At 44.1% G+C, this 23,960-nt stretch carries 25 protein-coding genes; 14 read left to right on the top strand and 11 right to left on the bottom strand.

Annotation, left to right across the window (positions count from 1 at the left end; all coding sequences use genetic code 11):
* Positions 1–7: 7 nt before the first annotated feature.
* Complete coding sequence (locus QZX97_RS08715) at positions 8–679, top strand: fatty acid desaturase (protein ID WP_295650583.1); 672 nt, start codon at positions 8–10, stop codon at positions 677–679.
* A 178-nt stretch (positions 680–857) separates the two neighbouring features.
* Here QZX97_RS08715 and QZX97_RS19085 read toward each other — a convergent pair whose 3' ends face one another.
* On the bottom strand, positions 858–956 hold the full coding sequence (locus QZX97_RS19085) for a hypothetical protein (RefSeq protein WP_363152208.1): 99 nt from the start codon (positions 954–956) through the stop codon (positions 858–860).
* On the opposite strand from QZX97_RS19085, the gene QZX97_RS08705 reads away from it, so the two are divergent.
* From QZX97_RS08705 to hemH, 3 genes are all read left to right on the top strand, one after another.
* Complete coding sequence (locus QZX97_RS08705; RefSeq protein WP_295650578.1) at positions 933–1,379, top strand: PIN domain-containing protein; 447 nt, start codon at positions 933–935, stop codon at positions 1,377–1,379. The genes QZX97_RS19085 and QZX97_RS08705 overlap by 24 nt on opposite strands.
* Positions 1,380–1,575: 196 nt before the next feature.
* Complete coding sequence (locus QZX97_RS08700; protein WP_295650575.1) at positions 1,576–3,939, top strand: TonB-dependent receptor; 2,364 nt, start codon at positions 1,576–1,578, stop codon at positions 3,937–3,939.
* Between the two features lies 1 nt (position 3,940).
* Positions 3,941–4,957, top strand: coding sequence for a ferrochelatase (gene hemH / locus QZX97_RS08695; RefSeq protein WP_295650573.1), 1,017 nt, complete (start codon positions 3,941–3,943; stop codon positions 4,955–4,957).
* 2 nt (positions 4,958–4,959) lie between these two features.
* Here hemH and QZX97_RS08690 read toward each other — a convergent pair whose 3' ends face one another.
* From QZX97_RS08690 to QZX97_RS08680, 3 genes are read right to left on the bottom strand one after another with little or no spacing between them, the layout of a single operon-like run.
* Positions 4,960–5,292 (bottom strand): HepT-like ribonuclease domain-containing protein, encoded by a 333-nt coding sequence (locus QZX97_RS08690; protein WP_295650570.1) that lies wholly within the window; start codon positions 5,290–5,292, stop codon positions 4,960–4,962.
* Positions 5,267–5,593 (bottom strand): nucleotidyltransferase domain-containing protein, encoded by a 327-nt coding sequence (locus QZX97_RS08685; protein WP_295650567.1) that lies wholly within the window; start codon positions 5,591–5,593, stop codon positions 5,267–5,269. Before QZX97_RS08685 ends, QZX97_RS08690 begins: the two co-directional genes overlap by 26 nt.
* A gap of 53 nt (positions 5,594–5,646) precedes the next feature.
* Complete coding sequence (locus QZX97_RS08680) at positions 5,647–6,750, bottom strand: glycosyltransferase N-terminal domain-containing protein (RefSeq protein WP_363152201.1); 1,104 nt, start codon at positions 6,748–6,750, stop codon at positions 5,647–5,649.
* Between the two features lie 177 nt (positions 6,751–6,927).
* Here QZX97_RS08680 and QZX97_RS08675 point away from each other — a divergent pair, with 177 nt between their 5' ends.
* Genes QZX97_RS08675 through QZX97_RS08655 form a run of 5 tightly spaced genes read left to right on the top strand, consistent with a single transcriptional unit; the run spans position 6,928 to position 12,092 of the window.
* Positions 6,928–8,241 (top strand): UDP-glucose/GDP-mannose dehydrogenase family protein, encoded by a 1,314-nt coding sequence (locus QZX97_RS08675; protein ID WP_295650561.1) that lies wholly within the window; start codon positions 6,928–6,930, stop codon positions 8,239–8,241.
* Position 8,242: 1 nt separating this feature from the next.
* The gene (locus QZX97_RS08670) at positions 8,243–9,226 is read left to right on the top strand and encodes a UDP-glucuronic acid decarboxylase family protein (protein WP_295650558.1); all 984 of its coding nucleotides are present in this window, start codon (positions 8,243–8,245) and stop codon (positions 9,224–9,226) included.
* A 2-nt stretch (positions 9,227–9,228) separates the two neighbouring features.
* Positions 9,229–10,254, top strand: coding sequence for a UDP-glucose 4-epimerase GalE (gene galE, locus QZX97_RS08665; protein WP_295650556.1), 1,026 nt, complete (start codon positions 9,229–9,231; stop codon positions 10,252–10,254).
* A gap of 40 nt (positions 10,255–10,294) precedes the next feature.
* A complete protein-coding gene (rfbB, locus tag QZX97_RS08660) occupies positions 10,295–11,347 on the top strand; it encodes a dTDP-glucose 4,6-dehydratase (RefSeq protein ID WP_295650553.1) in 1,053 nt (350 codons plus the stop codon).
* 1 nt (position 11,348) lies between these two features.
* Complete coding sequence (locus QZX97_RS08655) at positions 11,349–12,092, top strand: CpsB/CapC family capsule biosynthesis tyrosine phosphatase (RefSeq protein WP_295650550.1); 744 nt, start codon at positions 11,349–11,351, stop codon at positions 12,090–12,092.
* Here the strand turns inward: QZX97_RS08655 and QZX97_RS08650 are convergent, their stop codons facing one another.
* The gene (locus tag QZX97_RS08650; RefSeq protein WP_295650547.1) at positions 12,093–13,331 is read right to left on the bottom strand and encodes an ABC transporter permease; all 1,239 of its coding nucleotides are present in this window, start codon (positions 13,329–13,331) and stop codon (positions 12,093–12,095) included.
* A gap of 121 nt (positions 13,332–13,452) precedes the next feature.
* Entirely contained in the window at positions 13,453–13,806 is a 354-nt protein-coding gene (locus tag QZX97_RS08645; protein ID WP_295650544.1) for an iron-sulfur cluster assembly accessory protein, read from the bottom strand.
* A 94-nt stretch (positions 13,807–13,900) separates the two neighbouring features.
* On the opposite strand from QZX97_RS08645, the gene QZX97_RS08640 reads away from it, so the two are divergent.
* The 3 genes from QZX97_RS08640 (at position 13,901) to dnaA (ending at position 17,862) form a co-directional block, all read left to right on the top strand.
* Positions 13,901–14,431, top strand: coding sequence for a hypothetical protein (locus tag QZX97_RS08640; RefSeq protein WP_295650542.1), 531 nt, complete (start codon positions 13,901–13,903; stop codon positions 14,429–14,431).
* Positions 14,432–14,440: 9 nt separating this feature from the next.
* On the top strand, positions 14,441–15,991 hold the full coding sequence (locus tag QZX97_RS08635; protein WP_295650540.1) for a methylmalonyl-CoA mutase family protein: 1,551 nt from the start codon (positions 14,441–14,443) through the stop codon (positions 15,989–15,991).
* 443 nt (positions 15,992–16,434) lie between these two features.
* Positions 16,435–17,862: a chromosomal replication initiator protein DnaA gene (dnaA, locus tag QZX97_RS08630; RefSeq protein WP_295650604.1), complete on the top strand. Its 1,428-nt coding sequence runs from the start codon at positions 16,435–16,437 to the stop codon at positions 17,860–17,862.
* Between the two features lie 86 nt (positions 17,863–17,948).
* Here the strand turns inward: dnaA and QZX97_RS08625 are convergent, their stop codons facing one another.
* The 5 genes from QZX97_RS08625 to QZX97_RS08605 all read right to left on the bottom strand — a co-directional run bounded on the left by QZX97_RS08625 (position 17,949) and on the right by QZX97_RS08605 (position 21,089).
* Positions 17,949–18,476 (bottom strand): Uma2 family endonuclease, encoded by a 528-nt coding sequence (locus QZX97_RS08625; RefSeq protein WP_295650538.1) that lies wholly within the window; start codon positions 18,474–18,476, stop codon positions 17,949–17,951.
* 51 nt (positions 18,477–18,527) lie between these two features.
* The gene (locus QZX97_RS08620) at positions 18,528–19,076 is read right to left on the bottom strand and encodes an NUDIX hydrolase (RefSeq protein WP_295650536.1); all 549 of its coding nucleotides are present in this window, start codon (positions 19,074–19,076) and stop codon (positions 18,528–18,530) included.
* Between the two features lie 99 nt (positions 19,077–19,175).
* Positions 19,176–19,970 (bottom strand): TPM domain-containing protein, encoded by a 795-nt coding sequence (locus QZX97_RS08615; RefSeq protein ID WP_295650534.1) that lies wholly within the window; start codon positions 19,968–19,970, stop codon positions 19,176–19,178.
* 10 nt (positions 19,971–19,980) lie between these two features.
* Entirely contained in the window at positions 19,981–20,418 is a 438-nt protein-coding gene (locus tag QZX97_RS08610) for a TPM domain-containing protein (protein ID WP_295650531.1), read from the bottom strand.
* A 92-nt stretch (positions 20,419–20,510) separates the two neighbouring features.
* Positions 20,511–21,089 carry a LemA family protein gene (locus QZX97_RS08605; protein ID WP_295650529.1) on the bottom strand — a complete coding sequence of 193 codons (579 nt, stop codon included), beginning with the start codon at positions 21,087–21,089 and terminating at the stop codon, positions 20,511–20,513.
* A gap of 474 nt (positions 21,090–21,563) precedes the next feature.
* Here QZX97_RS08605 and QZX97_RS08600 point away from each other — a divergent pair, with 474 nt between their 5' ends.
* Positions 21,564–23,111 carry an FAD-dependent oxidoreductase gene (locus QZX97_RS08600; RefSeq protein ID WP_295650526.1) on the top strand — a complete coding sequence of 516 codons (1,548 nt, stop codon included), beginning with the start codon at positions 21,564–21,566 and terminating at the stop codon, positions 23,109–23,111.
* A 27-nt stretch (positions 23,112–23,138) separates the two neighbouring features.
* Entirely contained in the window at positions 23,139–23,504 is a 366-nt protein-coding gene (locus QZX97_RS08595; RefSeq protein WP_295650523.1) for a CoA-binding protein, read from the top strand.
* Positions 23,505–23,960 lie beyond the last annotated feature (456 nt).

Raw genomic sequence — 23,960 nt, 5'->3', positions numbered from 1 at the left:
ACCAAATATGCAGAAACAGCCGGCCTATCTCGGTATCATCATCGCTCTCGTCGTTTTATCGGGATGGGCAACCTCCACCATTTTATTGATGCGCTGGCAGGTAAGCTATGCAAACCCATTGCTTTATGTTTTCATCCTACTGCAAATGCATCTTTATACAGGCTTGTTCATCACTGCGCACGATGCTATGCATGGTACGGTATCATCAAACCGGGCCATCAATAACGCCGTAGGCTATGCAGCCACATTCTTTTACGCTGCTTTTTGGTACGGTCAACTATATACCAAACACCACCGACACCACCGCCACGTACACACCGATGCCGACCCCGACTATAATCCGGGTGATTTTTTTACCTGGTATGCCAGCTTTATCCGTAATTACCTGTCCATCTGGCAAATCATTTTCATGGCCATTTTGTTCAATGTGTTGAAGATATGGGTTCCGCAAGCCAACCTTCTTTTGTTTTGGGTATTGCCGTCGCTGTTGAGTACTTTGCAGCTGTTCTATTTCGGTACTTATCTTCCGCACAAGGGTGAGCATAGTAACCAACATCAATCAGGCAGTCAACCCAAAAACCATGTCTGGGCTTTTTTAAGTTGCTACTTTTTTGGTTACCATTATGAGCATCATGATTCGCCCGCAACGCCATGGTGGTTACTGTGGAAGTTGAAATAGGAATATTTATTGCTGTAAATTTTTTATATTTGTTTGATAGAGCATGCGCTATGATTATAGAAAGAAAAGATAACGAAGTAATTATACGTTTACCTGGAAATGTTGATATAGATGATTTACAGGAAATGGTTAACTATGCCCGTTATAAAGAGTTGACATCAAACATGAATGAGGTTTCTCAGGAAGAAGTGGATGAGTTGGCTTCAGACGTCAATAAAAATTGGTGGGCTAAAAACCGCGACAGACTGATAAAGTGAGAATAATTGTCGACACTAATATTGTATTTAGTGCAATTATTAAACCTACAAGTAAGATTGCCAAGATTTTACTAAATTCCGGAAGACATTTTCAGCTATATTCCTGCGATTTTCTAAAAATTGAACTTTTCACTCACAGAGCCAAACTGGTCAAACTTACCGGGCTTACCGTCTTGCAAGTAGAAGAGATTGAAAACCTCGTAACCGAACATATTACGTTCATTAATGAGCGCCTTATTCCATCAAACATACTTCTTGAGGCAGAAAAGTTGGTACACGACATCGATTTAGACGATATCGTTTTTGTCGCGTTATCTAATTATTTGGAGGCGAAACTTTGGTCGGGCGATAAAAAATTAATAACGGGTTTGGAATCAAGGGGATATAAAAACGTAATAGATACCAGCAAAATTTTTGAGTTGTTGAACACACTCGAAACCTGATCCATGCCCATTTAAACTTTCTTTACATTTGATAATGCCATTTACCCGCCATGCCATGGTGGATGTTATGGAAGCTGAAATAATCTCTTCGCCGACCAAAACACCGTCTTGTACCCTTTTTATGTCATTTTACCGATTGAGTCTTTTGCAGGATATTCAGCCGCTTATCTTTGCACCAACAAGTTTTAGCGCCCCTATGAAACAAATTTTACTATGGTTTATTCTGTTGCTTCCTGCTTTTGCTTTCGCCCAAACTGGCGTAATTCATGGTAAGGTAACAACCACATTAAGCAATCAGCCTTTGCAGGGTGTTTCGGTAGCAGTTATCGGCACAACCATCGGCACCGTAACCGATTCTGCAGGCAATTACCAACTCAATAATTTAAAGCCCGGCTATTACACCGTTCAGTTTTCCTTGCTGGGTTATGGCAAAAAAATAAGTTACGATGTACAGGTCACCAATTCAAAACCAGCCTTAACCGATGTCAGTCTTGAAGACGATGCCAAAGCTTTAAGCGATGTCAATATATCCGGCCAGCGTGAAAGCAAGTCGCTCGAAAGCCCCTTGTCGCTCCGCACTATCGGTTCCACCGAAATAAAACGGAATCCCGGCGGCAACAGGGATATCTCCAAGGTAATACAATCATTACCGGGTGTATCCTCTCCGGTTGGTTTCCGAAACGATATTATCATCCGCGGCGGCGCGCCAAACGAAAATCGCTTTTATCTCGATGGGGTCGAAATTCCTAACATCAACCACTTTGCCACACAAGGTTCATCCGGTGGGCCTGTTGGCCTCATCAACGTCGATTTCATCAACGAAGTCGATTTTTACTCAGGTGCATTTCCTGCCGATAGGGGTAATGCCCTTAGTTCTGTATTCGAGTTTAAGCAGAAAGATGGCCCATCCGATAAACATGATGCGACGCTCACTTTAGGCTCCAGCGATTTGGCCGCCACTTTTGAAGGTCCGATTGGTTCTAAAACCACCTTCATTTCGTCATACAGGTACTCCTACCTGCAAGGGCTGTTCAAATTGTTGGGCCTGCCGTTTTTGCCATCCTACCAGGATTTTCAGTTCAAAATAAAAACCAAACTCGATGCCCATAACGAAATAACACTGTTGGGTATCGGCGCTATCGACCGCTTCTCGCTCAACCTAAACGCACCCAATACCGAGCTTAACCAATACACGCTGGCCAATATCCCGGTCAATTCGCAAAACGATTATACCATTGGCCTTACCTATAAAAATTTTCGTAAAAAAGGTTATTCCATCTTTGTTTTAAGTCGCGATTATCTTGATAACGGTGCCTACAAATACGAAAACAACGACCCAACGCAACCGCAAACGTTAAACTATTCCTCGCAGGAAACAGAGAACAAATTCCGCTTCGAAAACAACAGCAGCGAGAACGGTTACCGCATCAACTTTGGTGCCGGTGCCGAAACTGCAGAGTATTACGCCAATACCTATAACCTGTTGCCCTTTGGCAACGTAATTTATACCTCGTCGCTTAGCTTTTTTAAGTATAGTCTCTTCGGACAGTTAAGCCATTCGTATTTTCAGGATAAGCTAAGCCTGTCGTTCGGTATCCGCACCGATGCCAATACTTATTCAAGCCAGATGGACAACCTTCTGAAGACTTTGTCGCCAAGGTTTTCGGCATCATACAATTTTACCGACGACCTGAGCCTTAATTTTAACACTGGCATTTACTACCAATTGCCTGCCTACACCGTTTTAGGCTATCGCGACGCCACAGGTTCGCTTACCAATACCAACGTAAAGTACATTTCCGACAAGCAAGTAGTGCTTGGCCTCGAATACCATACTGCTAAAAACACAAAATTCACCATCGAGGGCTTTTATAAATTCTATCAAAATTACCCCATGATAAAAATTCTTGGCGATACCATTCCGCTCGCAAACCTGGGTGCCGATTTTGGTGTGGTGGGCAGTAATCCGGTAACCGGCCTTACTAACGGACGCAGTTATGGTACGGAGTTTTTTGCCCAGCAACGATTGAATAAAGGCTTTTATGGCATATTCGCGCTCACCTTATTTACCAGCGAGTTTGAAGATAAACATGGCACTTACGTACAGTCGTCATGGAACAACCGATACATATTAAGCATGACGGGCGGTAAACTGTTCAAAAACAATTGGGAGTTGGGTGCCAAATTCAGGTACACAGGCGGCGCGCCATATACACCGTATAATGTGGCATCTTCATCATTAAAAAGCAATTATGCCATTTATCCTCAGGGGATACAAGACTGGAATCAGCTAAATGCCGACAGATTAGGCGATTTTTATCAGGTGGATATGCGTGTGGATAAAAAATACCCCTTCCGAAAATTCACACTCAATCTGTATTTCGATATTCAGAACATTACCAATAACCAATACCAATTGCAGCCTTATTTAGTGCCAAACAGGGACGCCAACGGTAACCTGCAAAGCGTGCCCGGCGACCCGAGCAGGTTTATCACAAAATCATTGGAAAATAAAGGCGGGAATATTTTACCTTCGCTGGGCATTATAGTTGAATTATAATATGGGTAAAAAAGGAGTTTTATTGATTAATTTGGGTACGCCCGGTAGTCCTTCGGTAAGCGATGTGCGCAAGTACCTGCGCGAATTTTTGATGGACCCCCGGGTTATCGATATCAACCCTATTTCGCGTACGCTGTTGGTTAAAGGCATTATTGCTCCAATACGTGGCCCCAAATCAGCAAAATTGTACCAAAAAATATGGGACGATAAAACCGGCTCACCGTTAATGCACTATAGTATTTTGCAACGCGACCTGTTACAACAAGCCTTAGGCGACGAATACCAGGTTGAACTGGCCATGCGTTACCAAAGCCCCTCTATCGAGACGGCTTTAAATAAACTAAAGAATGACCTGGTGGAAAGCATACAGGTAATACCCATGTTCCCACAATATGCTTCGGCAAGCACGGGTTCGGTATATGAGAAAGTAATGCAACTGGTTGGTAAATGGCCAACTTCGCCCAATATCTCATTCATCAATTCCTTTCACGATAATGAAGGTATGATCGCAACCTTTGCCGATAACGCCAAAAAATACAAACCCGAAACTTACGACCATATCCTGTTCAGTTTCCACGGCCTGCCGCAAAGGCAGTTGATTAAAGCCGACCATACCCACCAGCATTGTTTAAAGGTGGCCGATTGCTGCCAAACTTTAACAGACGCCAACAAATTTTGTTATTCCGCCCAATCGTACCATACGGCCAAACTGATTGCCGGGAAACTGGGCATTACATCGGATGATTATACGGTTTGTTTCCAATCGCGCCTTGGCAGCGACCCTTGGGTGCAACCCTACACCAGTGAAGTGGTACACCGTTTGGCCAAAGAAGGCAAAAAACGCCTGTTGGTATTTTGCCCGGCCTTTGTTGCCGATTGCCTCGAAACCGTTTACGAGGTAAGTGTGGAGTATCGCGATGAATTTACCGAAGCAGGAGGAGAGCATGTGCAACTGGTAGAAAGCCTCAACGATTCGCCGAAATGGATAGATGCTTTGAAGAAGATGGTGGTTGGTTAAAACTAATCATTCATTAATTTTTCAACTACTTCTTGCTTTAACGGGGCAATATGTCTTTTCACGATAGACCAAATGATTGAATCATCGATGGTATCATAAGCATGAACAATCATATTTCTTAAACCAATAATTTGTTTGGTATGCGCAAGCTCTTCTGCATCCAATTTCCTAAGTTGCGTTAAAGCCTCTCCAACAATTGATAATTGACGTTCAACGGCACTCTTGGTTTTACTATCAGAAATATATTCTTCGAACAAGTTTACGGTAATGGTAAACTCTTCTATTAAAGTCAGCGCATTTAAAATATCATTATACAATTTCTTCTTTCGATCCATCGTATATTAATTTCTTCGTATTCTCAATATGTTCCTCCAAATGATGGTTTCTAATACTGTCGAAAGTTAAAAGGTCAACTCTTTTTTGAAATAGTGCTTCCAATTCCATCCAAAAAGAAAGCAGCAGTTCGCCGCGGTTCAATGGGTCTGGTTCGTCGAGTTCAACAACCAGGTCAACGTCGCTTGTAGGGGTATAGTGGTCGGTAATAGACGAGCCGAAAGCATACAAGTATTTAACCTTGTGCGTTTTGCACAAAGCCAAAAACTCGTCATTATACAATCTCAGCAACTTGTCTAACATAACGTAAAGTTAGCTATTGCCTGGCGCATACGCAACAAACAAAATAACGCTGGCTAACTAATGGCCTGCATTATCAACTCAGTAGCCCCAGTGTGTTCCTTAACGTAAGTCCTGATGGCCACACCTTTTTCCGTGCGATATTCGCTATGCCGAATCATTTTATCCACAACAGCCGTTAACTGCACTTCAGTTTCAATGCTAAAACCAAGCTGCAAATTAACTAAATCGCGGGCTTCTTTAAACCGCTCATAGTTCGGCCCGAATATCATCGGCAATCCAAAAGCCGCGGCTTCCAACGTATTATGTATCCCAATACCAAAGCCGCCTCCGATAAAAGCCATGTCCCCATACTGGTATAAAGACGATAACATACCGATGTTATCAATCACCAAAACGCTAAAACCGGCAATCCCTCCATCAAGGTTTTCAATTTGCGAACAGCGGACGGTTTCTTCTCCGGGCAACAATTTTAATAACCTTGCTATCTTCCCTTCTTCAATTTCGTGCGGCGCGAAAATGAATTTCCATTCAGGGTAAAGGGGGATAAGTTGCGCAATCAGCACCTCATCCTCCGGCCAGGTACTGCCGCCTATAAATATGGGTTTGCCCGCTTTAAACTGTTCAACAAATTCTAATTTTTTTGGTGATGACGCATTTTGCCAAACCCTATCGAACCGGGTATCCCCGCTTACGGAAACATTGCTTATCCCGATGGTCTTTAAAAGCGTTTGCGATGCCTCGTCCTGCACAAAAAAGCGGGTAACAAACCCCAGCATCCTGCGGTGCAAACCGCCATACCATTTAAAAAACACCTGCCCCGGTCTGAATATCCCCGAGATAACATACAACGGGATATCGCGTTTGTGCAGCTCATCAAAATAATGGTACCAATACTCATATTTGGTAAAAATGGCTATTTCGGGGTTGATGGTTTGGATAAACCTGGCAGCGTTTTTCTTCGTATCTAAGGGTAAATAATATGTGTGGTCGGCAAGTGGGGTGTTCTTCCGCACTTCATAACCCGATGGCGAAAAAAAGGTGATGACGATAATACTTTCAGGCTTTTTCGCCCTAAAGGCTTCTAACACAGGCCGGCCCTGTTCAAACTCGCCTAACGACGCAAAATGAAACCAAACGCTCCGTTTAACGTATAACAAATTATCATTTTTTCGTCCATTAAGCCAAAGTTTTGCTTTTTTATTAAAAAATGACGAAATGAATATTAAATTATAATAAATTCGGACAGACAGGTTGTAAATGAATAACATTTTAAAGCTGAAATTACTAACTTCGTCGTCGAAGATAAATCAAAAAAAGCAGGATAAAATCAAATTATGAAAATAGCAGTAGTAGGAACAGGGTATGTAGGCCTTGTTACTGGGACGTGTTTGGCCGAAACGGGCAACGACGTTATTTGCGTCGATATCAACGCCGACAAAGTAAAAATGATGCAAAACGGCAAAATGCCGATATATGAGCCAGGCCTCGACCTGCTATTCAACCGGAATATCGACCAAAACCGGTTGCATTTTACCACTAACCTTGCCGAGGCTATCGAAGAAGCAAAGATCATCTTTTTAGCCTTGCCAACCCCGCCCGGAGGCGATGGCTCTGCCGATTTAAGCTACGTGCTTGGTGCAGCTAAAGATATAGGCAAATTGATAAAAGAATATAAGGTCATCGTAACAAAATCAACAGTGCCCGTAGGTACTGCCGATAAGGTTAGGGCTGCCGTAAGTAGCCAAACGGATGTGGAATTTGATGTGGTTTCAAACCCGGAGTTTTTACGCGAGGGTGTTGCTGTTGAAGATTTTATGAAACCCGACCGTGTGGTTATCGGTACAAAAAGCGAGCGCGCCCGCAAACTGATGGGCGAACTTTACGCGCCTTATGTAAGGCAGGGCAATCCTGTTATATTTATGGACGAGCGCTCGTCTGAACTGACGAAATATGCCGCCAACTCGTTCCTGGCAACCAAGATTACTTTTATGAACGAAGTAGCCAACATGTGCGAGTTGGTGGGTGCCGATGTGGATATGGTGCGCCGCGGTATCGGTTCTGATGATAGGATTGGCCGCCGTTTCCTGTTCCCCGGCGTGGGGTATGGAGGCAGCTGTTTCCCTAAGGATGTGCAGGCACTTGTTAAATCGGCCGATGAGCACAAATACGATTTCAAGATTTTGAATTCGGTCATCGAAGTGAACGAGACACAAAAGAGGATACTTTTCAAAAAAGTAAAACAATACTATAAAGGCGACCTGGCCGGAAAAAAATTCGCGCTTTGGGGCCTGGCATTTAAGCCGGAAACTGACGATATCCGTGAAGCACCCTCGCTGTACATTATCGACGAATTGTTAAAAGCAGGTGCAAGCGTTACTGCTTTCGACCCGGAAGCTATGGCCAACGTTCGTAACCTTATCGGTAACAAAATAAGCTACGCAGCCGATCATTATAGCGCTTTACATGATGCCGACGCGTTATTGATTGTTACCGAATGGTCACTGTTCCGTAACCCCGATTTCGAACAATTGGTGGAATTATTGCCAACAAAGGTTATTTTTGACGGACGTAACCTATACGACCTTTCAAAAATGCAGGAATTGGGCTTTTACTATAACAGTATCGGGCGTAAAATAATCGAGAAATAACATGGCTGACAGAAAACGTATATTGATAACCGGTGCTGCTGGTTTCCTTGGTTCGCACCTGTGCGACAGGTTTATTAAAGAAGATTTTCACGTTATCGGCATGGATAACCTGATAACCGGCGACCTGCGGAATATTGAACATTTGTTTAAACTAGAAAACTTCGAGTTTTATAATCACGATGTTTCCAAATTTGTATATGTACCCGGCGATTTGCACTATATCCTGCACTTTGCATCTCCGGCAAGTCCGATTGATTACCTGAAAATCCCAATCCAAACCCTAAAAGTTGGCTCATTGGGCACGCACAATTTATTAGGCTTAGCCCGAGCTAAAGGTGCGCGTATGCTAATTGCATCAACATCCGAAGTATATGGCGACCCCGCAGTTAACCCACAACCCGAAGAATATTGGGGCAATGTTAACCCGGTAGGTCCGCGCGGCGTTTACGATGAAGCCAAACGCTTCCAGGAAGCTATCACTATGGCTTACCATACTTTTCATGGGTTGGAGACGCGTATTGTACGTATTTTCAATACCTACGGGCCACGTATGCGTTTAAATGACGGGCGTGTTTTGCCAGCCTTCATCGGCCAGGCTTTGCGCGGCGAACCTTTAACTGTTTTTGGCGATGGCTCACAAACCCGCTCGTTTTGCTACGTTGACGATTTAGTGGAAGGTATCTATCGCCTCCTTTTCAGCGAGTATGCGCAACCGATGAATATCGGCAACCCCGACGAAATTACCATCCGCCAATTTGGCGAGGAGATCATCAAGCTTACCGGTACCGACCAGGAATTGGTTTGTAAGGATTTGCCTGTTGACGACCCTAAACAACGCCGCCCTGATATTACCAAGGCAAAGGCTATATTAGGATGGGAGCCAAAGGTATCGCGCAGCGAAGGTTTGAAAATAACTTACGAATACTTCAAATCTTTGCCCGATAAAGAGATTCATCACAAAGATTTCACTTACTACAACAAATAACCATGTCAAAAATTTTAGTTACTGGAGGGTTGGGTTATATCGGTTCGCATACAGTTGTCGAATTGGTTAAAGCAGGTTACGAGCCCGTTATTGTCGATAACCTGTCTAACTCCAACGTAAAAATATTAGACCAGCTAACTAAAATCATAGGTTTTAAACCGCCATTTTACCAATTTGACCTGTGCGATACAGCGTCGGTTAAAAAACTGGTAGACGCCGAACCTGATATCGCCGGCGTTATCCATTTCGCTGCCTATAAAGCAGTGGGCGAGTCGGTTGCCAAACCATTAAAATACTACCACAACAACTTTTATTCGCTCATTAACCTCCTCGAAACCTATTATAGCAGCAAGGTTAATTTTGTGTTCTCGTCCAGCTGTACGGTTTATGGTCAGCCGGATGTTTTACCCGTAACCGAAGATGCACCTATAAAACCTGCCGAATCGCCATACGGCAATACCAAACAGGTGGCCGAAGAGATTTTACGCGAGACAACAGCCGCCGGCAGTACTTGTAAAGTAATTTCGCTACGCTATTTTAACCCGGTTGGTGCCCATGACAGCGCTTTGATTGGCGAGTTGCCCATCGGTGTGCCACAAAATCTGGTGCCATTCATCACACAAACCGCAATAGGCAAACGCGAAAAATTAACTGTTTTCGGCGATGACTATAATACTGTGGACGGTAGTTGCGTACGCGATTATATCCACGTAGTCGATTTAGGCAAGGCTCACGTTGCCGCCTTAAAATTGATGGAAAGCGAAGGTTACGATAAAGTTTATGATGTATTTAACCTCGGCACAGGCAACGGCAATACCGTGTTGGAGGTAATTAAAGCATTTGAGATAAGCACAGGCGAAAAGCTGAACTATGTTATAGGTCCGCGCCGTCCCGGCGACGTTGAAAAAGTTTGGGGCGATGTGACCAAATCGACCAATGTTTTGAAGTGGACGGCCGAACTTGATATTAGCGATATGATGGCTTCGGCTTGGGCTTGGGAAAAGTACCTGGCGGCAAACCCATTTTAATATTTTAGCCTACCTTTGTTATTGCTCAATTCATTCAAAAATGAAAAAGATTATTATTACAGGCGGCGCAGGTTTCATCGGCTCGCACGTGGTGCGTCGTTTTGTAACTACATACCCTCAATATCAAATTGTTAACCTCGATAAATTAACCTACGCAGGTAACCTGGCTAACCTTACGGATATTGAGCACCTGCCCAATTACCGATTTGTAAAAGGCGATATTGTTGATGCCGCTTTTATCGATGCACTTTTTAAAGCCGAACAACCCGACGCGGTAATTCATCTGGCAGCCGAATCGCATGTCGACCGTTCTATAACTAATCCGCTGGAGTTTGTGATGACCAACGTCATCGGCACTGTAAACCTGCTGAATGCCGCGCGCGAAAATTGGAAAGGCCGTTATGAGGAATGCCGTTTTTACCACGTTTCTACCGATGAAGTGTATGGCACTTTAGGCGATGAAGGTATGTTTACCGAAACCACCGCTTACGATCCGCATTCGCCATACTCGGCATCAAAAGCCAGTTCCGACCATTTTGTACGCGCCTATCAGGATACCTATGGTTTAAATGCGGTGATATCCAATTGCTCCAACAATTACGGCTCATTCCATTTTCCCGAAAAACTGATACCGCTGGCTATCCACAATATCCAGCAAATGAAGCCAATCCCGGTTTATGGCAAAGGCGAGAATATACGCGACTGGCTTTGGGTAGAAGATCATGCCCGTGCCATCGATGTCATCTTTCATAAGGCCGCTTCAGGTACGACCTATAATATAGGAGGCCATAACGAGTGGAAAAATATCGACCTTATCCGTTTGCTTTGCAGGATATTGGACAAAAAATTAGGCCGTTCCGCCGGCGAATCTGAAAAGCTCATCACCTTTGTTACCGATAGGGCAGGACATGACCTGCGTTATGCCATTGATGCCACCAAACTGAAAAACGAATTAGGTTGGACACCAAGCATCACCTTTGAGCAGGGCCTCGAAAAAACTGTCGATTGGTACCTGGCCAACGAAGAATGGCTTAATAACGTTACATCGGGCCATTATAAAGATTACTATAACGAGCAATACGCAAACCGATAATATGTTTGGCCTGTTCAAAAAAAAGGGGGCAAGCAATGCCGGATTAAGCTTTGATGTGATAGGAGTTGACATGCACTCGCACGTATTACCGGGCATCGATGATGGCGCGCAGGATGTTTCCCAGTCCATCGAACTCATTAGGGCCATGATGGATGTAGGCATACGTAAAATTATTGCCACGCCACACATTATGGCCGACTACTATCGTAATACGCCTGAAACCATCAATAATGCCCTTGCGGTTTTAAAGGATGAGTTGGTAAAACAAGGTATCAATATCCCGGTTCAGGCTGCTGCCGAATACTTTTGCGATGAGTCTTTTGTTGCCAAATTAGATAAGGAAAAGTTGTTGAGCTTTGGCGAAGAGGATTATTTGTTGTTCGAGTTTTCCTTTATGACCATGCCGCCCGATTTTAACCATACCTTGCGCAAAATGCGTGATGCCGGTTATCAGCCCATTTTGGCTCACCCCGAACGTTATGGCTATTTTACCGTTGAAAAATGTGCTGAATTGCGAGACTCCGGCTGTTTAATGCAGGTAAACACCACGTCGCTCACCGGGTATCACGGCAAAGAAGTGAAAAAATTTGCCGAAGAGTTGATTGACGAACTGGTGGTCGATTTTATATCCAGCGATATGCACCACCTTAAACATGCTGAAGCGTTTAAAGATGCTTTGAGCCTTCCTTACGTACGCCGGTTGCTCACCGAGTACCCCTTGCTCCAAAACACTTCGTTGCTGTAATTATTCGTACCTTAAGGCTTCAACAGGGTCCAGTTTCGAAGCTTTGTTGGCCGGGTAAAAACCAGATCCTAATCCTATTACCGTACACACAACAACCGCTAATGTTATCCATGTCCATGGTATAACAAACGCACCGTTGCCCTGTAAAGCTATAATATTGCCAATCAACATCCCCAAAACTATCCCAACTACACCCCCGATCAGACAAATCACGATAGACTCAATCAAAAACTGTTTCCTTATAACGCCTGGCGTAGCGCCAATGGCCTTTCTTATACCAATCTCACGCGTCCGTTCGGTTACCGATACCAACATAATGTTCATCAAACCGATAGATGCACCAAGTAAAGTTATAAAGCCTATCAACATGCCCGCTGCCGTCATCATGCTCATTTGGGTTGAAAGTTGTTGCTGAACCGAGTCGCTGCGTGTAATTTCAAAATTATCTTCCCGCCCAATGGGCAACCTCCTGATGTTGCGGAACAATGCGGTGGCCTCGCCGGAAGTCTCATCCAGCGCCGATGCTTGGCTCACCATTACACTGATGGTATATGATGGGCTCGAACTGGTGTTGATTTGTTTTGCCTTAAAAACCGGGATAATGCAAACCTTATCACCACCTAAACCGGCGCTGGCGCCTTTGGTTGCGGTGAGGCCGATAATACGGAATTTATTTGCCCCAATGGTCAAAATTTGGTCAATAGGATTTTGGTTTTTAAACAGCTTGGTCTTTATTTCATCGCCAATAATCACCACGTTCGCGCCATGTTCCAGTTCCGACTCTGAAAAATTTCGGCCTGCGGCCAATTTATAGCCCCCCGTCTGCAAATAGTTCTCGTCAGCTCCCAACACCGTAATGTTAGGGTTGGTTTTTTGGTCGTTAAATTTTGCCGTTGCACCGTTCGACGCATTGGTATTTACCGAAATCAAAGCCGGTACCTTAAATGTTTTCTTGAAATGGTCGGCCTCTTCGTATTTTATCGATTGATACGTCCGCCTGCGCCCGCCACCAAATTTAATACCGGAGCCCCGGTTGCGGATGGTGAATGAGTTGGCACCCATGCTCGAAAAAGCATCACTGGTCCATTGTTTGATGCCCTCAACAGCTGTCAATATACCCACCAGAGCCATAATGCCGATGGCAATGATCAATGCCGTTAATGCCGTACGTAACCTGTTGCCGCCTATCGATTGCAAAGCAACGGCAACATTCTCCCTAAAACTCATTTGTACCGACATCGTATAAAAATAGCTGATTTATTTGGTAAGACAGCAACAGACCTTCAATTGTTACAATAGAACAGAAACAAAAAAGCATCCCGACAATCGTCGCGATGCTTTTTATATCATTTAATTTTAATTAAACCGAAAACGAAGTACCGCAACCACAGGTGCTGGCAGCGTTGGGGTTATTAAAGGTAAAACCACGGGCATTCAACCCATCCTGAAAATCTATCTGCATGCCAACAAGGTACAAGCCATGCGCCTTGTGCATAAAAACACGTATGCCGTCAATGCTGTACTCCTGGTCGCCGTCTTTCTTCTGGTCAAAACCTAAAACATAGGTCATGCCCGAACAGCCACCGCCTTCAACACCAACCCGCAAACCAAAATCGTCGTTCAGCTCTTGCTGGTCTTTCAATTTATGTAACTCTTTTACCGCCCCTGAAGTAAAGGAAACAGGTGCAGCGGCAGTTTCAACAACAGTATTCATGTTATTTTTAATTTAATACGCAAATATACGGCAAAATGTGGATTTTTGTTTCCCGGTGTTTGTTTATGACACCGACCTAACACTTTTTATAAAAATGGACATTTACCACTATTTACTCGATATTTTAAAATACACATTGGCAGGCGTAGGTACCGTAAGCGTTGCCATGTACCTTATCAAACCCTATATCGACCGTTCCGAACGGATCCAGTTGCTCGAACTTAAAAAGGCAAGCAGTAACCAAACCCTGCCCTTGCGCTTACAGGCTTATGAACGGGTAGTGCTTTTCATCGAAAGGGTAAACCCTGCCAATATGCTCATCCGGTTAAACGCTACCTCTTATAGCGCTGCCGAACTGCATAGCCTCGTAGTTGCCGAAATAAGAAATGAGTACCAGCACAATGTTACTCAACAAATATATGTAAGCGCTAAAGCCTGGAGCGTTGTACGTCGTGTTAAAGATGATACCATGAGCATTGTTACCAATGCAGTGAAAGGCTTGCCCGAAGATGCCTCGGGTTTAGATCTGAGTCGTACCGTATTGAAACATTTGGGCACGTTGGAAGAAAACCCATACGATATTGCCACCACGTTGATCAGGCAGGACCTTGAAAACCTTTTTTAATCGCGTTTTATGCCCGGGAAGAAAATCACCACGTCCTCAGGGATTGAGATAAGAGAGCTTTACACACGATCGGCACAACCCATGAACGAGTTGCCCGGCGAGTTCCCCTTTACCCGTGGCATACAAAAGGACATGTACCGTGGCCGCCCCTGGACCATGCGGCAATACGCGGGTTTTTCAACTGCGGAGGAATCGAACAAGCGTTACCATTATTTATTGAGCCAGGGCACTATGGGCCTTTCGGTCGCTTTCGATCTCCCCACGCAAATAGGTTACGATTCGGATCATGAACTATCCGAAGGTGAAGTCGGCAAGGTAGGGGTGGCCATTGATTCGCTTAAAGACATGGAAGCCTTGTTCGATGGTATCGAGTTGCAAAAGATCACCACCTCAATGACCATCAATGCCACCGCTTCAACCTTATTGGCTATGTACATCGCTTTGGCAAAAAAACAAGGTGCCGATTTGAAGCAATTATCGGGCACCATACAAAACGACATATTAAAGGAGTACGCTGCGCGGGGTACCTATATCTATCCGCCGCAACAATCCATGCGCATCATAACCGATGTGTTTGAGTATTGCAGTACCGAACTGCCAAAATGGAATACCATATCCATTTCCGGCTATCATATTCGCGAGGCAGGCTCTACTGCCGTGCAGGAACTGGCTTTTACCCTTGCCAATGGCAAAGCATACTTAAAAGCCGCGCAGGAAAAGGGGCTCGACATTAATGTGTTCGCCAAAAGGCTTTCCTTCTTTTTCAACTGCCACAATAATTTTTTCGAGGAGATATGTAAGTTCCGTGCGGCAAGGTGCATGTGGGCGCATATCACCAAAGAATTGGGCGCAACCGACCCGGCAGCTCAAAAACTGCGCTTCCATACACAAACAGGTGGCTCAACATTAACTGCGCAACAACCTATGAACAATATTGTGCGTGTTACCAGTCAAGCCATGGCAGCCGTGTTAGGTGGTACACAATCGCTGCATACCAATGGTTATGACGAGGCGCTATCGTTGCCAACCGAAGCCGCCGCAAAAATAGCCCTGCGAACCCAGCAAATTATCGCTTTCGAAAGCGGTGTTACCGATACTGTCGACCCGCTGGCCGGCTCGTACTTTGTTGAGACCCTAACTACTGAAATGGAGCAAGCCGCTCAGTTGTATATTGATAAGATAGATGCAATGGGGGGCTCGGTAAAAGCTATCGAGCAGGATTACATACAACAAGAGATAGCACGCTCGGCTTATGAGTACCAATCACAGATTGAGAACGGAGAACAAGTTTTGGTAGGCGTTAACCGGTTTACCGAAGATGAAGGTAAAGGCATAGAGGTTTTCCGGGTCGACGATTCCATCCGGCAGCATCAAATTGAAAAGCTAAACAAGCTGAAAAAAGAACGCGACAATGATAGCGTTCAACGGTCGTTAACCGCTTTGGAAAGCGCTGCCAGGGGCACTCAAAATCTGATGCCTTTTATCTTAAATTCTGTTGAGAACTATGCTACGCTCGGCGAAATTGCCGACGCAATGCGCAGTGTATTTGGCGAATATTGAAAAAAAATGTTTTCAACATTGTTAAAATAGCACATATACAGGCGATTAAAATTTTTTTAAAAAAAGTTGCAAACGCTCTCCACAGTGTCGATTTTTTCTTACTTTTAGTCCTTTAGAATACCTGCAGTTTGAACCTCTTTTCTATCCATAGAATAGGTTTTTGAGTTTTAAAAGCAGTCTCCCCTATACCACACTTAGTGCGGTAATGTTGTATTTGTTGTGTTGCGTGTTAGTTAACAGATTTTACTGCGATGGGCCAATTAATGCCTGTCGGAAAATAAAATGTTGTTAACATTATAGGTGTGAGTTTGTTATAAAAAGTTCGTCGAAAAGTGAAAATAATATTTTTTAATCAGGTTATTTTTTCAATATTCGATGTTCCGAAGCCGCCCCAACAAAAGGTTATGCTGGGGTTTGTAAATCAATAAATTAAGATAATGTCAATGGAAAAAACTTGTACTAACGTTTGGAATAGCTGCCTGCTCATCATCAAGGATAACATACAGGCCCAAAGTTTTAAAACATGGTTCGAGCCTATAAAGGCCTTGAGGATTGAAGGTAGTGTACTAACGATACAGGTACCAAGTTTGTTCTTTTTCGAATGGCTCGAAGAGCACTATGTAGGCTTGCTTCGCAAAACCATCAAAAAACAATTGGGCGAAGACGGCCGTTTGGAGTATAATATCGTTGTTGAGCAATCTTCATCGAGCAAACCTTACACCACTAACATGCCATCTAACGGCAACGGCGCCGAGGGTAAAAACCAATCGATGCCCATCCCGATTTCCATCAACAAAGACATCAAGAACCCTTTTGTTATACCGGGCCTTAAAAAGCTGCAGGTGGATCCGCAACTAAACCAAAATTATACTTTCGATAGTTTCATCGAGGGTGATTGTAACCGTTTGGCACGTTCGGCAGGTTATGCCGTAGCAGCTAAACCGGGCGGCACATCATTTAACCCCTTAATGATTTACGGTGGTGTTGGTTTAGGTAAAACCCACTTAGCGCAAGCCATCGGTAACGAGATAAAACGCACCCTGCCCGATAAGTTGGTACTGTACGTATCCTGCGAGAAATTTACGCAACAATTTGTCGACGCGCTGAAGCATAACAACATCAACGATTTTGTGAACTTCTATCAAGCCATTGATGTGCTCATCATGGACGATGTGCACAACTTTGCCGGTAAAGAAAAAACACAGGATTTCTTCTTCCATATCTTCAACCACCTGCACCAATCTGGCAAGCAACTGATTATTACATCCGACAAAGCACCAAAAGACTTGGCCGGTTTAGAAGAGCGTTTGCTGTCGCGTTTTAAATGGGGGCTTTCAGCTGATTTACAGGTACCCGATTTGGAAACCCGTATGGCGATCCTCAAAACCAAAATCTATCAGGACGGCATTGAACTACCTAACGAGGTAATTGAATATGTGGCCCATAACATCGATAACAACGTGCGCGAATTGGAAGGCGCTATGGTGTCTCTCTTGGCACAATCAACATTGAACCGCAAAGAGATCGACCTTAACCTGGCCAAACAGATGTTAAAGAATTTCATCAAGAACTCAACCAAAGAGATTTCGATGGAGTATATACAAAACCTGGTGTGCGAGTATTTTGAAGTACCAATCGAAATGGTGAAATCTCAAACCCGCAAACGCGAAATTGTTCAGGCCCGTCAAATATCCATGTACCTGGCCAAAGCGCATACCAAAAGTTCGCTCAAATCAATCGGCAGCTTCTTTGGTGGCCGCGATCACTCCACCGTGATTTATGCCTGCCAAACCGTTGAAGACCTGATAGACACCGACAAGAAATTCAAAGGCTACGTAGCCGATATTCAGAAAAAGCTGAAAATGTCATAACATTTCAAAGAACTGATAGAAGGACCCGGTTTGCATTTGCAGATCGGGTTTTTTGTGCTTTGGGGTAATCTCTTAGTATTATAGTATTAGAACCTGATTTGGATATTGATCGCCCTTAAATCCAGTTTGCCATTTTCGGATGCAATGGCTTCATATTTGCCGTTGTTCAGCAAATAATGCGATACCTCTTTACTTTCCGGATTGATGATAACATATTCCGGGATGCCGTTTTTTTGATACAGGTCAAATTTCTTACGGATATCGTAGTCCTTGTTCGAAGATAATACTTCGATAACCAAATCTGGCGACCCAACTATCCCTTTTCTTTCAACAATGTGCAGGTTCTCTGCCTTTATAAAAATGATATCAGGTTGAACCACATTCAGCTCGTTATCCAAATACACGTCCAACGGCGATATAAAAACTTTGCCTGTTTGGTTTTGGCGAACGGATTGTTTTATCTGAAAAAAGATATCACCAAGTAAGTCCTGGTGGTCAGAAGTTGGTGATGGGGACATAAATAATGTATTATCAATAACCTCGCACCTGGTTCCCTCCGGAAGCATGTTAAATACCTCCATAGCGGTACGTGGTATGTCGAGTATATTTTTCATTATAAAAGCTAATTTAACTATAAAACATTAAAAATTAAAATAGTTTGCTCCCTACAACTCCCCCAACTTCATCAAAGCATAAAACAAATTGGTACAGTGCAAAGCCTGCGCTATCTTATTGTCGGCCAGTAATTGCTTTACCTCGGCAATGTTATACTCCTCAACAATAATTTCCTCGTGTTCATCCAAAGTCTGTTCCTGAACTTTTTTACCGTTTTTGGCTAAGTAACAGTAAGTGTGGTTATCGGCTGTAGCCGGATTGCCGTAAACAACGCAAAGCAGCTCAAAATCATCAAACAGGTATCCGGTTTCTTCGAGTAACTCGCGTTTGATGCCCTCTTCAGCTTGCTCACCTTTTTCAATTACGCCGCCCGGTAGTTCCAACGAAACGATCTTGGCCGCGTGCCTATACTGCCGCACCATAATAATCTTACCCTCATCGGTTATAGCAACAGCGTTGCACCAATTAGGGTATTCCAGCACAAAATAGGGGTCTTTTATCCGGCCATCGGGCATTTCGCAACGGTCGTGCCTCAGGGTCGCCCAGGCGCCTCTATGTACATATTCGGAATAAAGCACCTTCCAGGTAAGATCCCTCATATAAAAATAAAATTATTGAAACTAAACCAAGCCAATCACGCCATCCAACCTAATGACTAATGACTAATGACTAATGACTAATGACTAATGACTAATGAACTACCAACTCCCGCTCGATCCGCCGCCGCCAAAACTGCCGCCGCCAAATCCGCCGAAGCCGCCACCGCCTCCGCCATCACCACCGCCAAAGCCCCCACCTTCACGACCTCCGCCACCAAAGCCACCGCCCAAGGCCGAGCCCATCAGCAACCACCAAAACGGACTTGCGCTGCCACGGTTGCCAATAACCTGTCCGCCGCCGCCACCAATATTCCTGAATATCAATATCAGCACTACAATGACGATAAAAACCAGCGTGCCTATGCTTCCGCCGCCGCCGCGGCCATGGTTTTGTACATCCTGAGCATCGGCTTTGTACTCGCCCTTCATATATTTCATCAGCGAAGTTGTAGCGGCATCAAGCCCGGCGTAATAATTCCCTTGTTTAAAGTTGGGTTTTATATCTTCCTGTATAATCTGGCTCGTTATCGCGTCTGGCACTGCTGCTTCTGCGCCATACCCGGTTTGTATGGTAACTTTATGGTCATCAATGGCCACCAAAACCAAAATACCATTGTTTTTTCCCTTGCTGCCGATGCCCCAGGCGCGGCCTAACGACACACCATATTGGCCAATATCATAACTGCCAACAGACTTCATTATCACCACCGCAATCTGTGTCGAGGTCGAATCGTTAAAGGCTACCAGTTTGTTTTCGAGGGTAGTTTTGTCGCCCGGACTAAGCGTGTTTGTATAATCGGTAACCAAGGTAGCCGATTTTGCAGGGAGATCCTGCGCATTGATGATACCACACGAAAGGATCAACAAACTGAATAATATAATTTTTTTGAACATGTGTTTAGGTTTATTTGCCATCCATAAAAGTGATGTTGTCGGGCTTGTCTACCGTCCTTTTGTTTTCATCATGCGGAAAGTACTTTTCCAGTTGTTCGCCGGCAAGGCATAAACCGGTACTTAAGCCGCCTACCAAATCGCCCTGTTTAAAATGCTGCAACATCACTTCTTTGGTCGAGTCCCAAAAGTTGGTCGGCACAACCTTGTCTATCCCATGGTCGCCAATAATGGCAAACTTGCGGTCAACGGTAGACAGGTAAATCAAAACGCCATGCCTATGCCGGGCATGGTGCATGCCCAGTTTATGAAAGTATTTGGCAGCGCGGTGCAAAACGTCTTCGCTGCAGTTTTTTTCAACACAAACCCGTATCTCGCCCGAAGTATGCTTCTCAGCCTCTTCAATAGCCTTACGTATTTGCTGTTGTTCTTCGTCGTTAAATAATGCCATCTTTATATTTTTGATTTATTGAATGAATGACTTGTTGATTGTTTTGAATCATTTCAAAATCAGCCAATTAATAAATCAATCACTCAAACATATTAGAACTGTACCTTCGGCGCGGTTGCGGCACCGGCTTCAGCCTGGAAATACCCTTTTTCGGTAAAGCCAAACATCTTCGCCGTAATATTGGCCGGGAACGAACGTATCTTGCTGTTATATTCCTGTACGGCGTTGTTAAAGTCCATACGGGCAACGGTAATACGGTTTTCTGTTCCTTCTAACTGAGCCTGCAGCGCCATAAAGCTTTCATTACTTTTCAGGGTAGGATAATTTTCGGTAATGCTCATCAGTTTGCCCAACGCGGTACTCAACTGCCCTTGTGCGGCCTGATATTTTTGGATGGTTTCAGGGGTCAGCTTTGTAGGGTCAACGGTTATCTGTGTAGCCTTTGCACGGGCGTTTATTACGTCGGTCAAGGTGCTTTTTTCAAAATTCGCCACGCCTTTTACGGTGGCAACAAGGTTGGGTATCAAATCCGAACGGCGCTGGTAGTCGTTTTGCACCTGTCCCCATTTCGATTTTACATTTTCGTCCATTTGTACCATGCTGTTATAACTGCATGAACTTAGCGACATAGCCGCCACAACAATCATTAATGCTGAGAATATTTTTTTCATGTCGATTTTTAAATTTTATGTTTTGTTTTTAGATTTTATTAAAGTTGTAATGTTACAATAATGGTTTTTATGTTCCTCGGGCACTGTTGCCCCACTTGTTATTTTTTATGGGATTTATAATTACTTATCCCAAAACCTTAGAAAACATGGGTAAATATGGGTATTTTTCAATTGCTTTTTCTGCGATATTTATCAAATTTATAATTTCCTTCTAACTCCGGTTTCTGCTACCGGTCATTCTGCTCATGGGTAAATATGGGTGTTTAAAAAAAGTGTAAATACCAACCTTACCCACGCTTTGCGCTACGCTCCATGCGCTTTGCTTTATACAAAAATACGGCTTTTTTACCGCATAATAGCTTAATAACACAGTATCAAATACCCAACCAAACAATCAGCGGCATCAAAAAAATCAAAACAAATCAGCGGTCAATCGCTACCTTTGTTTCATCCGGGATAAAAACCCGGCATAAAATGGTCAAAGAAATTGAAATAACATGCCTCCCGCATGAGCATGCCGATGAGGCAGCTTTAACAAAAATAGCAGCAACAAGCCTTAATTTGGCTTTAAACCGAATATCGGGCATCAAAATACTCAAACGTTCTATCGATGCCCGTGGCCGAAAGGTCATTTACCGCCTCCAAATAAAAGTTTTTATCGATGAGCCTGCCGTGGCAGATGTTTTTAGTTTTAACTATCAAAATGTCAGTTCGGCAAAGCAGGTCATTATTATAGGAGCTGGTCCGGCCGGGATGTTTGCCGCTTTGCAATGTATTAAACTCGGCTTAAGGCCGGTGATATTGGAGCGTGGTAAAGATGTGAAACAACGCCGTCGCGATTTGGCGGCTATCAATAAGGAAGGCATCATTAATCCCGAATCTAACTATTGTTTTGGCGAGGGCGGTGCCGGAACCTATTCGGATGGGAAGCTGTACACACGCTCTACCAAGCGCGGCGATGTGAATGAGGTGCTCCAAATTTTTGTTGCCCATGGTGCCGATGGGGATATACTTGTTGACGCCCGTCCGCACATAGGCACCAATAAACTACCGCAAATTATCACAGCTATCCGCGAGACCATCCAAAATGCAGGCGGCGAAATATATTTCGATACCAAAGTAACCGCGCTCAATATTTCTTTTGGTAAGATAATAGGGGTGAGGACGGCGGCAGGTAACGATATCAGCGGCAGCGCCGTTATTTTGGCAACCGGTCATTCGGCTCGTGATGTTTTCGAAATGCTGCACCATCAGGGTATCCTTATCGAACCCAAAGCCTTCGCCCTCGGTGTCCGTATCGAACATCCGCAGGAAATTATCGACAAAGCCCAATACCATTGCGACGTGCGCGACCCGTTTTTGCCCCCATCACACTATAACCTGGTAGAACAGGTGGATGACCGTGGTGTGTTTTCGTTTTGTATGTGCCCCGGCGGCATCATCGCTCCATGCGCTACAGATTTTGATGAGATTGTGGTCAATGGTTGGAGTCCGTCAAAACGCAATAACCCCTTTGCCAATTCGGGCACGGTGGTTCAAATTAATCTCGAAGATGTTCCGGGTAAACCCGATGACCCCTTCAGGATGCTCAATTACCAGCACGATATCGAAAAAGCTACCTATAAAGCAGGTGGTGGTAAGCTGGTAGCCCCGGCTCAACGTATGGTCGACTTTTGTGAAGGGCGTGTTTCTGCCAATTTGCCTGTCAATTCGTACCTGCCGGGTACCACCAGTACAGATTTGACAAATGTATTACCAACGCGCATCAGTCAACGCTTAAAAAAGGCATTGCCGGCCTTTGGGCGAAAAATGCGCGGTTATTACACCAACGAGGCTATTTTGGTGGGGGTCGAGTCGCGTACCTCATCGCCGGTAAAGGTACCACGTGATAAAGAAACATTGCAGCACCCCCAAATTTCAGGCTTATTTCCTTGCGGCGAGGGAGCGGGTTACGCCGGTGGCATAATTTCTGCTGCTATTGATGGGATTAATTGCGCAAGCGCGGCATTCAAAATGGTATAAAAGCTATACCATATATATAGGTATAAAATGGAGACAAAGAAAACACTGGTATTAGGCGCAACCACCAACCCTGGCCGTTACGCGTATTTGGCCGCCAACAGATTAGTTGGCAAAGGGCATCCTATAATTAATGTAGGCGCTAAAGAAGGAGAGGTGGCAGGCGTGGCGATAGAAAAACCGGAAACAATACATCCCGATGTGGATACGCTTACTTTATATATAGGTGCGCAAAATCAGCCATCGTTATACAATTACATACTCCAAACCCGCCCAAAACGGATAATTTTTAATCCGGGTTCCGAAAATCCCGAACTTGAACAGATGGCAAATGAACAAGGAATTGAAACCTTAGAGGCATGTACCCTGGTGATGTTGGCCACAGGACAATATTGATTCGAAAAAACATTGAGGCGTAGCGCTACTAAGGCACAGTTGGTTAGCCATTGGTGTCGTTTAAAATGCAAATTAATTTTGGTACGAATGCCATTTTCTGTGTATATTTGTAACCCGTTTGTGAAAGAGCGGTACGTTTTTTGAAATTATCAAGGTTAATATACAGGTCGAAAAAAAATATAAATATTTATTTGCCTGTACTGATAAAATTGATACCTTTGCAGCCCGCAACGGGGGAACGAAAAGAGGGAAAGATTGAAAAACAGAGCGGAAAAATTTATTATCAAATAAATTTTGAAACAGAAAAAAGGTTGTTACCTTTGCAGTCCCAAAAGAAAGGGGCGAAAAATCTGAAAAGATTTTGGAATAGAAAAGGAGCTTAGCGCAATGTTAAGTGAAAAGAAAAAGCGGCGGCCGGGCGATTCGGTAGCCATAGAAAATGAAAGTTGAAGTCTG

The sequence above is a fragment of the uncultured Mucilaginibacter sp. genome (assembly GCF_903893715.1).
Classification (GTDB): domain Bacteria; phylum Bacteroidota; class Bacteroidia; order Sphingobacteriales; family Sphingobacteriaceae; genus Mucilaginibacter.
Note: the sequence above shows the minus strand (reverse complement) of the source record. Positions and strands in the feature narration are given on the sequence as shown.